The sequence below is a fragment of the Marinobacter orientalis genome, assembly GCF_004792665.1.
Taxonomy (GTDB): domain Bacteria; phylum Pseudomonadota; class Gammaproteobacteria; order Pseudomonadales; family Oleiphilaceae; genus Marinobacter; species Marinobacter orientalis.
On sequence record NZ_SRZX01000007.1, the window covers coordinates 136,806 to 153,852 of the forward strand.

Annotated in this window: 16 protein-coding genes and 1 pseudogene; 9 read left to right on the forward strand and 8 right to left on the reverse strand. The window is 57.9% G+C overall.

All coding sequences use genetic code 11. The annotated features are described in order from the left end of the window. Positions 1–32 precede the first annotated feature (32 nt). The 7 genes from gspK to gspE all read right to left on the reverse strand — a co-directional run bounded on the left by gspK (position 33) and on the right by gspE (position 5,963). Positions 33–1,088 (reverse strand): type II secretion system minor pseudopilin GspK, encoded by a 1,056-nt coding sequence (gene gspK, locus DIT72_RS16250; protein WP_228260848.1) that lies wholly within the window; start codon positions 1,086–1,088, stop codon positions 33–35. After that, positions 1,039–1,824, reverse strand: coding sequence for a type II secretion system minor pseudopilin GspJ (gene gspJ, locus DIT72_RS16255; RefSeq protein ID WP_228260849.1), 786 nt, complete (start codon positions 1,822–1,824; stop codon positions 1,039–1,041). The genes gspK and gspJ overlap by 50 nt, the downstream gene beginning before the upstream one ends. After that, a complete protein-coding gene (gene gspI, locus DIT72_RS16260; protein WP_135956297.1) occupies positions 1,824–2,198 on the reverse strand; it encodes a type II secretion system minor pseudopilin GspI in 375 nt (124 codons plus the stop codon). Before gspI ends, gspJ begins: the two co-directional genes overlap by 1 nt. Continuing rightward, complete coding sequence (gene gspH / locus DIT72_RS16265; RefSeq protein ID WP_168355077.1) at positions 2,195–2,728, reverse strand: type II secretion system minor pseudopilin GspH; 534 nt, start codon at positions 2,726–2,728, stop codon at positions 2,195–2,197. The genes gspI and gspH overlap by 4 nt, the downstream gene beginning before the upstream one ends. 2 nt (positions 2,729–2,730) lie before the next feature. Next, a complete protein-coding gene (gene gspG / locus DIT72_RS16270) occupies positions 2,731–3,168 on the reverse strand; it encodes a type II secretion system major pseudopilin GspG (RefSeq protein WP_228260850.1) in 438 nt (145 codons plus the stop codon). Positions 3,169–3,238: 70 nt separating this feature from the next. Further along, positions 3,239–4,450, reverse strand: coding sequence for a type II secretion system inner membrane protein GspF (gene gspF / locus DIT72_RS16275; RefSeq protein ID WP_135956300.1), 1,212 nt, complete (start codon positions 4,448–4,450; stop codon positions 3,239–3,241). Between the two features lie 4 nt (positions 4,451–4,454). Continuing rightward, positions 4,455–5,963 carry a type II secretion system ATPase GspE gene (gene gspE, locus DIT72_RS16280; RefSeq protein WP_135956301.1) on the reverse strand — a complete coding sequence of 503 codons (1,509 nt, stop codon included), beginning with the start codon at positions 5,961–5,963 and terminating at the stop codon, positions 4,455–4,457. A 194-nt stretch (positions 5,964–6,157) separates the two neighbouring features. On the opposite strand from gspE, the gene DIT72_RS16285 reads away from it, so the two are divergent. The 8 genes from DIT72_RS16285 to DIT72_RS16320 all read left to right on the forward strand — a co-directional run bounded on the left by DIT72_RS16285 (position 6,158) and on the right by DIT72_RS16320 (position 14,972). After that, positions 6,158–6,790 carry a type II secretion system protein N gene (locus tag DIT72_RS16285; RefSeq protein ID WP_135956302.1) on the forward strand — a complete coding sequence of 211 codons (633 nt, stop codon included), beginning with the start codon at positions 6,158–6,160 and terminating at the stop codon, positions 6,788–6,790. Positions 6,791–6,805: 15 nt separating this feature from the next. Beyond that, a complete protein-coding gene (locus DIT72_RS16290) occupies positions 6,806–8,401 on the forward strand; it encodes an FAD-binding oxidoreductase (protein ID WP_135956303.1) in 1,596 nt (531 codons plus the stop codon). After that, entirely contained in the window at positions 8,401–10,014 is a 1,614-nt protein-coding gene (locus DIT72_RS16295) for a glycerol-3-phosphate dehydrogenase/oxidase (protein ID WP_135956304.1), read from the forward strand. Before DIT72_RS16290 ends, DIT72_RS16295 begins: the two co-directional genes overlap by 1 nt. Then, complete coding sequence (locus DIT72_RS16300) at positions 10,011–11,573, forward strand: FGGY-family carbohydrate kinase (RefSeq protein WP_135956305.1); 1,563 nt, start codon at positions 10,011–10,013, stop codon at positions 11,571–11,573. The genes DIT72_RS16295 and DIT72_RS16300 overlap by 4 nt, the downstream gene beginning before the upstream one ends. Positions 11,574–11,686: 113 nt before the next feature. Further along, complete coding sequence (locus DIT72_RS16305; protein WP_135956306.1) at positions 11,687–12,529, forward strand: cytochrome c oxidase assembly protein; 843 nt, start codon at positions 11,687–11,689, stop codon at positions 12,527–12,529. Beyond that, the gene (locus tag DIT72_RS16310; RefSeq protein ID WP_135956307.1) at positions 12,526–13,149 is read left to right on the forward strand and encodes an SCO family protein; all 624 of its coding nucleotides are present in this window, start codon (positions 12,526–12,528) and stop codon (positions 13,147–13,149) included. The genes DIT72_RS16305 and DIT72_RS16310 overlap by 4 nt, the downstream gene beginning before the upstream one ends. 152 nt (positions 13,150–13,301) lie before the next feature. Beyond that, positions 13,302–13,943 carry a c-type cytochrome gene (locus tag DIT72_RS16315; RefSeq protein ID WP_135956308.1) on the forward strand — a complete coding sequence of 214 codons (642 nt, stop codon included), beginning with the start codon at positions 13,302–13,304 and terminating at the stop codon, positions 13,941–13,943. A 15-nt stretch (positions 13,944–13,958) separates the two neighbouring features. Next, positions 13,959–14,972, forward strand: a complete 1,014-nt coding sequence (locus DIT72_RS16320; RefSeq protein WP_135956309.1) for a c-type cytochrome — start codon at positions 13,959–13,961, stop codon at positions 14,970–14,972. A 69-nt stretch (positions 14,973–15,041) separates the two neighbouring features. Here the strand turns inward: DIT72_RS16320 and DIT72_RS16325 are convergent, their stop codons facing one another. Next, positions 15,042–16,535 (reverse strand): M17 family metallopeptidase, encoded by a 1,494-nt coding sequence (locus tag DIT72_RS16325; RefSeq protein ID WP_135956310.1) that lies wholly within the window; start codon positions 16,533–16,535, stop codon positions 15,042–15,044. Between the two features lie 276 nt (positions 16,536–16,811). Between DIT72_RS16325 and DIT72_RS16330 the strand changes: the two are divergent. Then, positions 16,812–17,047: pseudogene (locus DIT72_RS16330) on the forward strand (carboxylate--amine ligase); the annotation flags it as partial.

Consider the following 17,047-nt stretch of genomic DNA (forward strand, 5'->3'; position numbering starts at 1 on the left):
TGTCGGTATCGATGGTCTTCCAGGCGCCGCAGTTACTCTTCCGAGAGGCTGAATGGCTCTTTCGTTATCCGGTTTTTCTGGCCAGTGTCCCTGTGCACTGTCTGCATTTCACCCTCCGGGCTGCGATAAACCGTGCTCACCAGATTGGCGACCCGGTCATCGTAGGTAATCCGGGATACCACTTCAAAAAAACGTGTCTGCAATCCAAGCCCGGACGATTTCAGTCCCAGACCCGCGAATTCCGGCAGTGCCAGGAAATCCTGAATATTCTCGAAGCGCTCTTCCTGACGCTTCTCAAGAATAGCGTCTGCCTGAGCCTGTGTCAGTTCTTCATGCAGGGAACGCAGTACCGCCGCAGATGCGGTATTGACGTTAATCCCCAGACCCGTAATTGGCAAGGCTGTTACATGCGGCCGCAAGGCCTGATAGGCCTCTTCAGTCATGCCGTCAATCAGCCGTAACTCCGAAACCGTCACAAAGGGCTGGTTTCCGGCGCGGTAGGCCGGCTCTTGCATCAGGTACTGGCCATCTTCGGCGCCATAGGCGCTGACTGTCTGGTCATCCGGATCAATCCAGTCAATCAGGGCATCAACATTCACCGTTGTTATTTCCAGTACCCGGAGCAGCCGGGTCACACGATCCCGGACTACCGGATCAACCTGCCCGCTACCCCGCACCAGATCATTGAGATTGATCCTTCCCCCAAGGTCATCGATCTGCACTTCCGCCACACCATGATCATCAATGGGCAGTATCGCGGCGTTCCGGGCCCAGAACTCGTCGGGGCTGTCGACCATGGTACTGTTTTCCCTGTCCTCCTCGAAATCCCGCACCAGAATCTGTTGGGCAAAGGCTTCTGCCCCGAGAGCAACGCTGTGGCCCTGCTGCTGGGCCAGATAGTGGCTGGCACGAAACACCCGGACACTCTGTTGCTGGGTCATTCCGGCAGCCAGCATGACCACCAGCGCCATAGCCAGCAACACCATGATCAGCGCCACGCCATTCTGGCGATCGGCGGGTGCACGAAGCAGCAGGGGATTAGCCTCCGGCATCACTACCCCCGGTCCCGGTGTTGTCCTGCCGGGCATCGTCATCCTGCTGCGTGTCTTCCTGCTCATCTTCCGATTCATCCACCGCATCGATACTACCCTGAGCCTGGCTGATATCGAAATCAGGCAGCGAGAAAGTCCGCACAAGCTCGCCAAATCGCTCGTGCTGCAGGGTAATCTCAACGCCAAGTGGCAGCGGGATATCCGGCCGGGTGCCAGGCAACATGTTTGCCATGCTGGCTTCGTCGGGCCAGTTGTCACGCCAGTTACGCTCGTCGTCCATGAACCGGACGGCAAAGTCAGTCACGTCCGACAGCAGCATCGTATCCTGGCTGTTGTCCTCCTGGCCCTGGTCGACAGAGATCCAGTAGCGACGTCGCAGTTCGTCACCGGTGTATTCCCAGGCAACTCTCTGCAATGTGCTCCGGCGGGTACCAAGGGGATTCCGCCAGCCCTGGCGGGTCAGAACCAGGGCAAAGTCATCGTCGCGGCTGGTCAGTGCCGGATTGAAGTCGCCGTAAATGTCACGGCCGGGCCGGTTGACGATCTGTGTGATGTCACGCTCAAGAAGCAGCATGGTGCGCTGGACAGCATCAAACTGGTCAGCCACCTCATTCACCCGGTCCCTGGATGCCACCACATTGCCAAGTACCTGCCAGACTCCGAGACCAATCACGGCAGTGATGGTGACGGCAATCAGCATTTCCATCAGCGTGAAGCCGTTGCGGACAACGGGCCGCCCTGATCGGGACTGTTCGGGCATGATAACGGCCATCAGCTGTCACCAATAAAAGCAGACAGAGTGTGTACCGGTGGTGGCTCGGATTCATTGCCGCGAAAGCGTGCAACTGTGACTTCCACCCGCAATATGGACGGGTCCTCGGTGCCCAGTACGGCCGTTGTGACCTGCCAGCGGTAAGGGCCGTAGTCCATGTCGTTGGTGTTTTCGGAGATCTCGGGAAGGTTTTCCTGCAATCTGAGCTCATTGATCCGATTGTCGGCAACCCAGCCGGCGAGGGTTTTATCCCGTATGCGCTCATAGCTGGAAATGTACTGGCTGCCGACCTCCGCGGCGGCCGTTGCAATCAGGCCGAACACCAGCAGCGCAACCAGAACCTCGATCAGTGTAAAGCCGCGCTGGGTATTCATGCCTCGTTGTTCTCCGCGCTTCCCGGATAACGCCACTCCATCGGCGAAAAGCCGTCCGACGCGATGGTGTGCATTCGGGAATCGTCCCTGCCGAGGGTGAATTCCAGCTCGAACGGCGTCGTCTCACCACTGGAGAAAAACACCACATCGGGCCGCAGACGATCTTCATCCGAGGCCAGCCTGGGTGTGTCATTCTCGATATAGTCGGTGACTGTTATCCACTCGGGAAACCCACGCAGTCGGAACATCGGCTCTGCCGGGATCTTCCACTCGCCGCTCCGGTCTTCCCAGGCAACAAAACGATAGCCTTCATCCTCCAGAATCAGCCCCAGCTCGGTATTGTTGAGCACGGCCTGCTCCGAGGCGGTCTGCATCAGAAGATACAACTCGCGTATTTCATTTTCCATTTCCCGGCCCCGGGAACTGCCGCCCATGGTCGTCACCGCCAGGGCCGCAAGCAGACCTACTACCACCAGGACAACGAGGATTTCGATCAGCGTAAAGCCCGAATGCCGCACCCTGGTCTGCACAATCAGTCCCGGACTTTCCACACGCTGATATCGGCGTCGTCGCCCTCGCCACCCTCGCGGCCGTCCGCGCCATAGGAGTAGAGGTCATAGGGCCCTTCTGTGCCCGGGCTGACGTACTGGTATTCGTTACCCCAGGGGTCTTCGGGGACACTGTTCAGGTAGCCTTCAGGGTTCCAGTTGCGCGGTTCGGGGCTGCCGCTGGGCTTGGACACCAGGGCTTCAAGGCCCTGCTGTGTCGAGGGATAGTGGCTGTTGTCGAGTCGGTACAGGTCAAGAGCGTTGGCAATATTCCTCAGTTGTGTTTCGGCAACCGTTACCCTGGCCTGGTCGCTCCGCCCCATGATATTCGGGGCTACGATGGCGACCAGCAGGCCGAGGATGACCATTACCACCATGATCTCTATCAGGGTAAAACCCCTCTGTGCACTACCATATCTCATTGCTTTGCTCTTCATCGTTCCATATCTCTGGGTTTGAAAATGTGCCGGCAGGCAATGGCCCCAACAGGGGCTAGCCCACCAGATTACTCATATTGAGAATCGGGAGCATGATCGCCAGCACAATAATGAGAACCACCACGCCCATCAACAGCAGCATCATCGGCTCGAACAGGCCTACGATGGCTGCAATCTTTGACTGCAGGGTATTTTCCTGCATGGATGCAGTCCGTTCCAGCATGCTGTCCAGCTCACCGCTGGCCTCGCCGCTGGCAATCATATGCAGCATCATCGGCGGGAAATACCCGGTCTGGTCCAGCGAGCGATGCAGTGAACCGCCCTCACTCACTTTCCTTGCCGCACCCTTCAGCTCCTGGCGAAGGTAATCGTTCGATAGTACCTCGCCTGCAATTCGCATGGCATCCACCAGCGGCACACCACTGGTGGTCAGAATACTGAGAGTGCTTGCATAACGCGCGGTATTGACACCCCGAACCATGCCAGCAAACAGAGGCATGTTCAGCAGGCTTTTATGAAACCGCAGGCGGAACGCAGGCTTGCGCAGGGACCAGCGAAATGCACCGATACTGGCAATAATGAGTATCAACAGGTAGACACCAAAATTGCCGAGAAATTCCGACACCGCCAACATGGCCGACGTCAGTGCCGGCAACTCCTGCCCCTGCTTCACGAAGACTTCGATGATATCCGGCACTACATAGGTCAGCAGAAACACCACAATGGCAATGGCAACGACACTGAGGATGATCGGGTAAATCGCTGCAAGCTGGATCTTCTGGCGGGACTCCTGCCGGGCTTCGGTGTAATCCGCCAGACGGTTTAGCACCAGGTCAAGATGTCCGGCGTGCTCACCCGCCGCTACCGTAGAGCGGTAAAGCCGCGGGAACGCCCTGGGAAATTCCCCGAGACTGTCCGCCAGACTGTATCCTTCCATGACTTTTGCGCGGATGGCGATCAACATGCTGCGGATCCGCGGGCTGGATGACTGCTGGGCCGCCGCCGAGAGGGCCTGCTCGATGGGAATGCCGGACTGTATCAGGGTTGCCAGCTGCCGGGTGACCAGCGCAAGATCGGCCGTCGCCAGGCCGCCCCGGCTAGCCAGCGGATTGCTGCGAGTCTGTTTTTCGGTGGCAGGCTCCACTGCCAGCGGCGTGAGCCCCCTTTCGCGCAATTGCTGGCGTACCGCCCTGGGTGCATCCGCCTCAACGACCCCCTGTTTCTGTTTGCCACGACTATCAAGAGCTCTGTATTCAAAGGCTGGCATGAATCTACTTGCTCCGGTGGGTCACGCGAAGGACCTCTTCAACCGTGGTCACCCCATCCAGGATCTTCTGAACCCCATCGGCGTGGATACTCGGGCCATGAAGCCTGGCTTCATGTTCGAGGTCCAGCTCTCCTGCCCGCTTGTGGATCAGTGAGCTGATCTCTTCGTTCACCTCAACCACTTCATAGATACCGATACGGCCGCGGTAGCCTAACTGATTGCAATGCTCGCAACCCCCGGCACGGTATATGGTTGGCGGATTGGCCGCATCCTGCTGCAGGAACTCGCAGTGCTCTTCACTGGGCTCATAGGGTTCCCGGCACTCCTTGCAGAGCACCCGCACCAGGCGTTGGGCAACGATACCCACCAGACTGGAGGAAATCAGGAACGGCTCGATACCCATATCCATGAGACGTGTAATGGCGCCTACGGCGGTATTGGTGTGCAGGGTCGATAACACAAGATGGCCGGTCAGGCTGGCCTGAACTGCGATTTCAGCGGTTTCAAGGTCGCGGATTTCACCGATCATCACCACGTCCGGGTCCTGGCGCAGAATGGCACGCAACCCCCGGGCGAAGGTCATGTCCACCTTGGTATTGACCTGGGTCTGGCCGATACCCGGCAGGTTGTACTCGATGGGGTCCTCGACCGTCAGAATATTACGACTGCGGTCGTTAATTTCCTGAAGCGATGCGTACAGGGTTGTCGACTTACCGGAGCCGGTGGGGCCGGTAACCAGCAGGATGCCGTAAGGACGATAGATCATCTTACGCAGTACCTTCAGGTCGTTGCCTGCCATGCCCAGGGATTCCAGGCGAATAGTGCCGGCCTGTTTGTCCAGCAGCCGCAGCACTACGCGCTCGCCACTGGAGGAGGGCATGGTTGAAACACGGATGTCCACTTCACGACCGGCAACCCGAAGGGCAATTCGACCGTCCTGGGGAATGCGCTTTTCGGCAATATCCAGTTTTGCCATAACCTTGATTCGGGACACCAGCAACGGCGCCAGGGCACGCTTGGGCTGAACCACTTCCCGCAGCACCCCATCCACACGGAAGCGGACCACCAGGCGGGTTTCATAGGTTTCGATATGCACATCCGAAGCGCTGGTCTTGACCGCCTCTGTCAGAATGGCGTTGATCAGCCGGATGATGGGCGCATCGTCTTCCTGCTCCAGAAGATCCTCGGTTTCCGGTACCGAGTCGGCCAGAGAGGCCAGATCCATGTCGTCGCCGATCCCCTCAACCATTTGCATGGCTTCGGCGGAATCGTTCTGATAGGCCGAGTTCAGGGCGGCATCAAACCTTGCCGGCTCAATGGTGGAAAATCTGGCACGGCCACCACTGATGCGATTGGCCTCTGCCAGCGCAGAATGGCCGGCACCGGGGCGTACCAGGATAACCGGTTCACCGTCGTCATCGCGGGTCAGTATCACGCCATTGCGCTTGGCGAACGTGAAGGGAAGACGGCCCACGGGAGCATCCTGTGGCCGAAGTTCTGTGTCTGTGTCCAAGATGGTCCTCGTTCTGTTGCCGGGGCCGGAAGGCAAGAGCTCCAGAATCCCTTTTTATTCAATTAATTCAGAAAGGCTACCATAGGATATGGAACCGCTGAATAACTCTATACACTATACTGCCAATAAAACTTTTCAGTCTGATAAGCTGTAAGCCCTTTGCCGGCTCTCACCAGCTCTTTCCGGGACAATCAATGCGTTTGACCAGCTCGAGGTTACCACTGTTACTCGCCACCGTCGCAGGCATAAGCATGATCATTGTGACAGCCTGGCAGGGATATCGTTTCTGGCAGAATGAAAGCAATACCATCACAGACACATCCCCTTCAATGAATACACAGACGACGACCGGTCTCCCGCAGAAACCCGATGTCAATCTGGCCTCCCTCGACCTTTTCGGAAAGCCCGGCGAAATGAAGGATCAGGGCGAGCCGGACACTGAGAACCTGCCGGAAACCAACCTGCGGTTGTACCTCAGGGGTGTGCTTGCTGCGTCAGGCGATTTTCCCGGAAGTGCGCTGATCGAAGACGACAGGAGCAGAACCGAAGCCTACCTCGTGGGCGATGAACTGCCCGGTGATGCCACCCTTCGTTCTGTCCGGGCGGATCGCGTCGTCATTGAAAGAAGCGGTAAACTGGAAAACCTCTATTTTCCAGAGGATGAAGATCGTTCGGGCATCTCCCTGGCTTCCGGCCAGACATCCCGCGACAGCGGCGAATCGCAGACACAAACCGCATCCCCGAACACCAGCGGAAGCAGCGAACAACGCCGGGATGAGATTCGCCGGCGCCTTGAGCAGCTTCGCGAACGCCTGAGAAACAACTGAGAAAGGATTAGCTATATGCGACGTTGGAACGGCTGGGGTGACGATCAGTTCAACCTTGAACTACCCGATGGGGGACGCCGGTTCCTTGAAGATCGCATCGGTGCTGCCAGCCCGCTCAGCGACATCTCTCTTGAAGAGGCCTGTGCGCGGGTACCCATCAGCCGTTTGCCCGCGCATCGCGACGTGATCCTCGACGCAGAAGACCGGGTTCGCCATGCCCGTGGCCAGAGCCTGGCTGACTGGCTTGCCATGCGCAGTGGCGAATTCGGAGTTTTCCCTGATGGTGTGGCCTACCCGGAATCAAGCCGGGACGTTAAAGCCCTGCTTCACTACGCCGCAGATCAGGGCGTTTCACTGATTCCCTATGGCGGTGGCACCAGTGTTGCCGGCCATATCAATCCCGTCGCCGGTGAGAAACCGGTCCTGACAGTGGATATGGGGCGCATGAACCGGCTCATTGACCTGGACCGGGAAAGCCAGATTGCCACTTTCGGTGCGGGCACCCCCGGGCCTTTGGTGGAATCCCGGTTGCGCGCGCTGGGGTACACGCTGGGGCACTTTCCCCAGTCATTCGAGCTGTCCACGATAGGTGGTTGGGTGGCCAGCCGCTCCAGCGGTCAGCAGTCGCTGCGCTATGGGCGCATCGAGCAGTTATTCGCCGGCGGCCTGATCGAAACGCTTCAGGGCACACTGGAGATCCCTACCTTTCCGGCCTCCAGCGCCGGCCCCGATATTCGCGAGATGATTCTCGGCTCCGAGGGCCGCATCGGCCTGATCACCGAAGTAAAAGTACGGGTCACGCCCCTGCCCGCCCATGAAAGCTTCCACGTTGTGTTTTTCCCCTCCTGGGACAAGGCCAGAGCTGCCTGCCGCGAACTGGTACAGAACCGCACGCAGCTTTCCATGCTGCGCCTGAGCAACGCCATTGAAACCGAGACGCAGCTTGCCCTGGCAGGGCACCCCGGACTGATTGGCATGCTGGAATCCTATCTCTCTGTGCGGGGATCAAAACACGGCAAATGCATGATGACGTTCGGCATCACCGGCAGTAAGCGCCAGTGCAGTAATGCCCTGAAAGAAACGCGGGCAATCTGTAGCGGGTATGACGGAATCTACACCGGCAGAAAGCTGGGCGATAAATGGGCCGCCAAACGCTTTACCATGCCCTATCTCAGAGAAGCACTCTGGCAGCTGGGCTATGCCGTCGACACACTGGAAACTGCCACCGACTGGGATAACCTCGACAATCTCTTGAACCTGATTGAAGAAAACCTCGGTAATCGTCTGAATAAAAAAGAAGAATCTGTCCATGTCTTTACCCATCTTTCGCATTTCTATCCCCAGGGCTGCAGCATCTACACCACCTATGTGTTCCGTGTTGCTGCCAGCTACGGGGAAACCCTGGCACGCTGGAAGACACTGAAAGACAGCACATCCACCGTCATCGTCAACAACCATGGCACCATCAGCCACCAGCATGGCGTCGGCAAGGACCACGCTGCTTTTCTACCGGTCGAGAAAGGTGAACTGGGCATGCTGGCCATTCAATCTCTGTGTCGGGCATTCGACCCGGCAGGTCTGTTAAACCCGACTACTCTGGTTGATCAATAATGTCACTGACCCGTGCACAGAAGCTCGAGCAACTCCGTGGCGGCACCGCTGAATTCGAGATTGTCGTAATCGGTGGCGGCATCACCGGTGCCGGCGTTGCCCGGGAAGCCGCGGGCAGCGGCCTGCGCACACTGCTGATAGAGCAGAACGATTTCTCCTGGGGCACTTCCAGCCGCTCCTCGAAGATGGTTCACGGTGGCCTGCGCTACCTGGGGAGCGGCCAGTTCAACCTGACAAAGGATGCGGTGCGGGAACGGGAAAGACTGATGGCAGAGGCCCCGGGATTAATTGAGCCACTGCGCTTTATCATGCCCCATTACCGCAAACAGTTTCCCGGTCCCCGTCTGTTTCAGATCCTGTTACGGGTGTATGACCGCATAGCGCGCAACCCCTCACGACAGCACCTGTCAGCTGCGGAGACATTGCAGTGGGTTCCGGGGCTGGCAACCGACAATCTGGTGGCAGCCAGCGGGTTTACAGACGCGGTCACTGACGATTCGCGGCTGGTGCAGCGGGTCATCGAGGAGGCTGAGGCCGACGGCGCCTTATGCCTGAATTACCTGAAGGCGGAGGCGATCCTTCGGGATGGAGACAGTTCCCGGGTAACGGGCATCGAGCTTCGCGACACCAGCACCAGTGCCGCCGGGCAGACATTTACCATCAGCACGGCGCTGGCAATCAATGCCACCGGCGCCTGGGCTAAGGCCCTTCAACAAACGGGCGACGATACATTCCGCATAAGGCCATTGCGCGGCAGCCACCTGGTCCTGCCCTTCAGCAGGTTGCCGGTTTCGTGCTCGGTATCACTGTTTCATCCCCGTGACCGGCGCCCGGTCTTCGCCTTTCCCTGGCAGGGCACAACCGTGCTGGGCACCACAGATCTGGACCATGAAGAGAACCTTTCCCGGGAACCGGCCATTACCCGGGAGGAACTTGACTACCTTCTGGAAATCTCCGGAACGCTGTTTCCGGCCAGCGGTATTACCGAGAACGATATCATCGCAACCTGGGCGGGAGTGCGGCCTGTCGTCAGTGAACAGGGCAAGAACGCAAAGCCACTGAAACCCTCCCAGGAAAATCGCGAGCACGTCATCTGGTCCGACAACGGACTGATCAGTATCGCCGGTGGCAAGCTCACCACTTTCCGGCTGATCGCACGTGAAGTGCTCGAAAAGGCGCAGAATCTGATGCCGGGCTTCTCGCTCAGAAATAACGACGCCCGGGTTTTCTCTCCGCCTGCGAAACTTGTGCGGCCACAGACTATCAGCCATCGTAACTGGGAGCGCCTGCAGGGCTTCTATGGGCCGGCCCTGGGAGAAATCCTAAACGCCGGCTGTCATGACACCATTTCCGGGTCGGACATCCTGTGGTCGGAACTGGCGTGGGCGGCTGCCAATACGGGAGTTGTTCACCTTGACGATTTATTGCTGCGTCGCACCCGGTTGGGGCTGATTCTGCCATCAGGTGGTAAAGCCCTTTTGCCAGAGATTCGTATGGCATGCCAACCCGTACTGGGCTGGGACGACGACACCTGGGAGCTTGAGCAGAGCCGTTATCTGGGTATCTGGCAAGCCGGTTATTCACTGCCGGCCGACAGCGGCGAGTCCGCATGACGGTGAAAGAACCGCTGATTCTGGCCATCGATAACGGCACGCAGAGTGTTCGCGCGCTATTGTTTGATACCCGTGGAAATCTGGTGGGCAAGGGCAAGCAGGACATAGATCCCTACTTTTCCGAGCAACCCGGGTGGGCGGAGCAGCACCCGGACTACTTCTGGGACTCGCTGGGCAGTGCCTGCGATCTGCTATGGCAGAACACTGCGGCTGATCCGGCCCAGGTGGCTGGCGTTACGGTAACCACCCAGCGTGGAACCGTCATCAATCTGGACAAAAATGGCGTACCTCTGAGGCCGGCCATTATCTGGCTGGACCAGCGCCACGCAAAAGTAGACGGCCCGGTACCCGGCCCCTGGGGCTGGCTGTTCAAACTTCTGCGTCTGGAGCCCACCATTGACCGCTTCCGTGAGAAAACCCAGGCCAACTGGATTGTCCAGAACCAACCGGAAATCTGGTCTGAAACACGCCATTTCCTGCTACTTTCCGGTTACCTGAATTACCGCCTGACCGGACAGTTCCGGGATTCGGTGGGCAGCCAGGTGGGATATATCCCTTTCGATTACAAACGCCATCACTGGGCGGGCAAACGGGATTTCAAATGGCTGACCATGCCTGTCAAACCGGAGATGCTGCCGGAGCTGGTCAAACCCGGTGACAGGCTTGGCGAACTGACCAGCGACGCCGCTGCCCATCTTGGCCTGCCCGACGCCTTGCCGGTGATTGCGGCAGCCTCGGACAAGGCGTGCGAAATTCTGGGTTGCGGTGGTCTGAGCCCCGATATCGGCTGCATCAGTTACGGCACCACGGCCACCATCAATACCACCAGCAGGCGCTACATTGAGCCGGTGCGGATGATGCCGCCCTATCCGTCCGCCCTGCCCGACCACTATTCCACGGAAGTGATGATCTACCGTGGCTTCTGGATGGTGAGCTGGTTCAAGCGGGAATTCGGCCTCAGGGAACAGAAACTGGCGGAACAGAAAGGTATTGAACCGGAAGTGCTCTTCGATGAACTGGTCCGTGAAGTGCCACCGGGCTCCATGGGCCTCTTGCTGCAGCCCTATTGGTCCCCCGGTGTGCGCCAGCCGGGGCCGGAAGCAAAAGGCTCCATCATCGGCTTTGGCGATGTTCACACCCGCTCTCATATCTACCGCGCTATCCTGGAAGGACTGGCCTATGCGTTGCGGGAAGGCAAAGAGCGTATCGAGAAACGCAGTGGTATCCCCATCCGCAGACTGCGAGTGGCCGGAGGTGGCTCCCAGAGCGATGCCGCCATGCAGTTGACCGCAGACATCTTCGGGCTGCCCGCCGAGCGCCCCCATACCTGCGAGACGTCCGGCCTGGGTGCAGCCATCGATGCCGCTGTGGGCCTGGATCTGCACCCGGATTTTGCAACCGCGGTAGGCGCCATGACCCGCGTAGGCGATGTCTTCCATCCCGATGACAACACCCGGCAGTTGTATCAGCGGCTTTACCGGGAGGTGTATCTGAAGATGTACCCTCAACTGCAACCACTGTACCGAACAATACGGGACATCACCGGCTACCCTCAATAACGCCCAACAATCTCTTGAATTTGGCTGCCAGTCCGGTAAAACTCCTAGACGGCTAAAAACAACAGGTCCCTGGTTTTGCGCCAGAGCACCAAGGCTCTCGAAAGGCACTCCCGATGTCCGTAGCAGACTACCTGATACCTTATGATTTCTCGCCAGTGACAATACTGGGCTTTATGCTCGTATTGGGACTCTATGGCTACGGACTGCTGAATATGCCCGGGGAGAATCGGCCCGGCAGCGGGCGGATACTGGTGTTCGTGGTCGGGGTAATGATGTGCTACGCCGTCATGCAGACCCGGTTTGATTACTACTCCCAGTACATGTTCTTCGTTCACCGGGGCCAGCACCTGATCCTTCATCACCTGGGGCCGATACTGATTGCGCTTTCCAATCCGCTGCCGGTGATGCGTTTTCTCTACAGTCGGATCAGCCCCGGCATAAGGCAGTCACTGAGACCCCTGGGATGGATATACCGGTTCCTGCAGCACCCCGCCATTGCATCTTTTCTGTTCGTAGGTCTGATCTATTTCTGGCTGTGGCCACCCATCCATTTTGACGCCATGCTCAGTCGCGATCTGTACTGGATCATGAACTGGAGCATGCTGCTGGATGGCCTGCTGTTCTGGTGGCTGATCTTCGACCCGCGCTCGCCGGTATCCAGCGATGCGCTGGGCTATGGCAAACGCATTTTGCTGCTGGCTCTGGTGGCAATCCCCCAGATGATCCTGGGCGCTACCATCGTTTTCTCACGAGGAATGGTTTACGACGTCTATGAGGTGTGCGGCCGCGCCTGGCCAATGCCGCCCGAGACAGATCAGCTCCTGGGCGGATTGCTCACCTGGATTCCTCCGGCGATGATGAGCATTCTCGGCATACTGATCATCCTTCGCCGCGCCATGCGCGAAGACGGTAAGCTGGCTCCCTATTCTGAACCACTGAAGGCGACCCATTCATGAATATCCAGTTTCCTCCACGCCTGTCAGGAATGCTGCCAATCACCGCACTGCTGGCCGCCACCGCACTGCTGGCAGGCTGTTTCGGCGACGAGGGGTCCTGGCGCGGCAAGGATATCAGCGGGCTGATGCCGGAACTGGCGTTCGAGCTGACAGACACCTCCGGCAACACCCTGACGGCCAATGAAACCGACGGCGAAATCCGGATGCTGTTTTTCGGTTTTACCTCCTGCCCCGATGTCTGCCCCGCCACGCTCCAGAAGCTCTCCCGTGCCGTCAGGGAGATGCCCGGCGAGCTGCAGGACGATACCCGGATTGTCTTCGTCAGTGTGGACCCGCAGCGGGATACTCCGGAGCGAATAGCCAGTTACGTTGATTTCTTCAGCGAGAGGGCCATCGGCCTTACCGGCGAAGAAAAGGCACTGCGGCAACTGAGTAAACGCTACCGCACCACCTTTGGCTACGATGATCCGGATGCGGAAGGCAACTACAACGTCTCACACAGTGGCGCTGTGTATGTGTTTGATCGGGAGGGTGCTGCCCGCCTCCTGTTCAGGCCTGACCTGAGTGTCGAAGATATCCGGACCGATCTGGTCGCGCTGGCCCAGGAAAGCAGGACTTGACCCGGAGATCCTGGAATCCGCGCCGACGGCGCACAGACATTTAAGCCGCCAAGTTGATCTTTATCAAACATCGCTTTATCAAAACAGGCACTGTAACAGGTATGAGAGAATAAGCCGTTCCGAATTGGCGCTGACTGAGAGGGAAATCGACTGTGAAAAAATTTCCAGGAATTCTGGCGGCCCTGGGGTTGGTTACCTGCTCCGCGCTTGCCGAAGTGGAAGGCGATGCCGATAGGGGTGCAGCAGCTGCAGGCGTGTGCACCGCGTGCCACCAGGCCGATGGCAGCGGCAAAAACGTGCCCGGTGGAGAATCCTGGCCGCGGCTGGCAGGGCTTGACGCTGCCTACATTGCCAAGCAACTGCACGACTATCAGAGCGGTGAGCGTAGCAATGCCAGCATGATGCCTTTTGCCAATATGCTGGATGAACAGCAAATCGCAGATGTCGCCGCATACTATGCCAGCCTGCCCGCCACCCAGGGCGACGGTGGCGAAGATGCCGGCGAAGCGATGCTCAAGCGCGGCAAACAGCTGGCCGAGCGGGGCGACTGGTCCGCATACATTGTTTCCTGCAAAAGCTGCCATGGCCCGGGCAACCGGGGCGCTGGAGAGGTCTTCCCCGGCATTGCCGGGCAACACGCCGGTTACATCAAAGCCCAGTTGCAGGCCTGGAAAGCGGGTACCAGGAAAAATGACCCGCAAGACCTGATGGGCTCCATTGCCCGCCGGATGAGCGATGACGATATTCAGGCAGTAGCCGCCTGGCTTGCCGGCCAGAAAGCTGTGGCCAACTAAGAGGATTCCGACATCATGATTCGCACATTAACTTACGCTGCACTGTCCGGAACCCTGTTGTTTTCCGTCAATGCCACAGCAGAAGACAAGACCACCCAGCAATACATCGACACCCTGGCGGAGCTTGGCTACCCGACTCCGAAAGAAAACGAGCTGGTACACATTCCCCCTACGATGGAAGATCTGGAGGACTCCAGGCTTCACCCGGAGCTCAAGCGGGTCATTCGAAGAGGCCACGACCTGTTCACCAACACCCAGCAACTGCGCGGCGAGAACGTGTTCAACAACATGAACTGCTCCAGCTGCCACCTGGGGGAAGGCCGCATGCCTTTCAGTGCCCCAATCTGGCCCGCTGCTGTGACCCTGCCGGACTTCCGGGGCAAGAACGCCCACGTAAACAATCTTGAAGAACGCATTGCCGGTTGTTTCACCTATTCCATGAACGGTAAGCCTCCTGAATACGGCAGTGATAATATGGTCGCCCTGTCCGCGTACCATCAGTGGCTGGCGAAAGATGTACCTGTTTATCCGCAGCAACCCATTTACGGCCGCGGCTTTCCGGCACCGGAGCGCCCTGAAGAACTGAGCTATGCCCGGGGCGAAGCCGCGTTCCAGGAGAAATGTTCTGTTTGCCACGGTGACGATGGCGGTGGCCTCCGTGTCGATGGCCAGACGGTTTTCCCCGCTACCTGGGGCGACATGTCTAACAACTGGGGTGCGGGCATGGTACGGGTTTTCACGGCAGCCGGTTTCATCAAGAACAACATGCCGCTGGGCCAGCCCAACAGTCTTGATGATCAGGAAGCCTGGGACATTGCCTACTACATGAGCAGCCAGGAACGTCCTCAGGACCCCCGCTACACGGGTGATGTAAAAGAAACCCTGGAACAGACCAGGGAGCCCTTCCACAAACACTCGATGTATGGGCGGACCAGGGAAACTGACGGCCACTTACTGGGGGATCACAGCAACCTTGGCGGGAAGCCCTTCCTGAAACCGGACACGGTGCGGCCAAGAACGTTTGAATAAACGATAAAGGGGCTGATGTCCCTTTCTTCATTTTGGGCCTCCAGCAAAGGAATTGGGCGGTATTCCTGATTATCTGAAGTCCAAAGCCACCTTTCTGAGCCACTCTACCCCGAACCGAACCCCGAATCCTTGCAGGTCCGTGGGTATGTGGGCAAGCCCGCCTTTGTGCGTACCGGAAGAAGCCATGTCCACATGAACCCAGCCGATTTCTTTATCAACAAAACGGCCAAGCAGGCGTGCCGCATAGATATGATCGCCCGGCCCGGCCGTCCTGCATTGCAATGTATCGGCAACGGTTGAGTGCAGGTCCTCATCGTAATCGTCTTCATACGGAAACGGCCAGACCCGCTCACCGCAACGCTCACCAGCCTGGATGATCGGCTCGACCCACTCGCGGCGATTGGTTATTGCACCAGCCATTCGCTGGCCCAGTGCCGCTACAACGCTGCCAGTCAGCGTCGCGTAGTCAATGATGGCACGGGGTTTTCCTCTGGACACGAGTGCAAGCGTGTCCGACAGCACCATTCGACCTTCAGCATCGGTGTTGATCAGCTCAATTGTCGTGCCGTCCAAAGCAGTAATGACATCATTGCACTTGACCGCTCGGGAACCAATATGATTCTCCGCCAGGGCCAGCCAGCAATCCACCGGCTGATCAAACTTCAGTCGGGTAATGGCCAGAAAAGCACCCAGCGCGACGGCACTGCCCTGCATATCGCCGTGCATGCCCAGCATACTGCCGCCCACTTTCAGATTGCTGCCACCGGTGTCGAAACAGATTCCTTTACCGACCAGTGCGAGCGGTTTTCCCTCAGCCCCCGGCGGGCGGTATTCCAGGTGCAGTATGCCGGCGTCTCTGACCGGGCTGGCTTCGACAACCGAAAGAAATGCGCCAGCGCCCAGCTCTTCCAGTTTGTCGCGGTCATAGAACTCCGCTTTCCAGCCTTCCTGGCGGGCAAGCGATTCGGCGAAATCCCGATAAATCCCCGGCGTCAGATAGTTGCCCGGTAAATGGGTTAACCAGCGCGCCAGATTGTTCCCTTCGGCCGTTGCTTCCGCATATTCAAAGTCAGCGTTACCGAGGCTTCCAAAATAACGCATTGCTTTCAGGTTATCTGACTCCGGAGCTTTGTCCGTAATTTTCGGCAACTGGAAAAGTGCCGCATGGGCGGCAGCAAGGAGGGCTTCGGCCATCGCACCTGCAGACATTTGATCATTAAGCAGAGAAAGAACACTTATCTCCTCCACCCGATCAGCAATCAGAGGGCCAATGGCCTTACGCGCCAGAGTCAGTGCCCTGAATGTTTGAAGTTGATCCGCCACGAACACAACCGCAGCCCTCTCACCGCCGGGCATGGAGAGGAATACTGGATTGGCAGTTTGCGGATAAGCTGAAAGGCGCTTTCCCAGAACATCGGACCAGGGCGTATTTTCTATGGCCTTCCGGTCGGCCTCGGGCACCAGAAGCACCACACCTGAACCGGGCTCGAAGTCCCAGTCAGGGGGAACCTGTTGGTCTTTTTGAAGCAACAATGGGGACAATCCGGGAAATTCGGGCTTCATGGGTGAAGCTCCTTATGAGGCTAAAAATATAAGTAGAACTATAGTTGGTTTTCCCCTGCGGACGGGTATAACTTAGCCTTCATTACAAAAAGTTTGCTGCATTTCGTAGCAGCTCAGGAGTTCTCTTCAGATATGAAGGCATTCACGAAACCGGTTGGTTCCGGAACCCTTTGTCCACGGCTGGTTGCGCCGGGGAACTCAAGGGCTCTGATCTGACTCATTTCCCACCAAATTCTTTTAGCGTTTTTTGTGCAAATAGAAAAAGGAGAGTACTTAATGACAGTTATGCCCGAATCTGAATTATCACAGGAAGTTCTGGCCTGGCGCGATCCGGAAATGCCCTCGGTCAAGGGTACCGAGACGCCGAAGGATCCGAACAAGGGCTATATCGCCCTGCTCGGCTGGAGCGTTAATGCCATCAAGGCTGCACAGAACTTTGACCGTCGCTACATTGTGATTGCGCCGGAGTGGGCCACGGATTTCTGTACTGCCAACAACATACCCTTCATTCC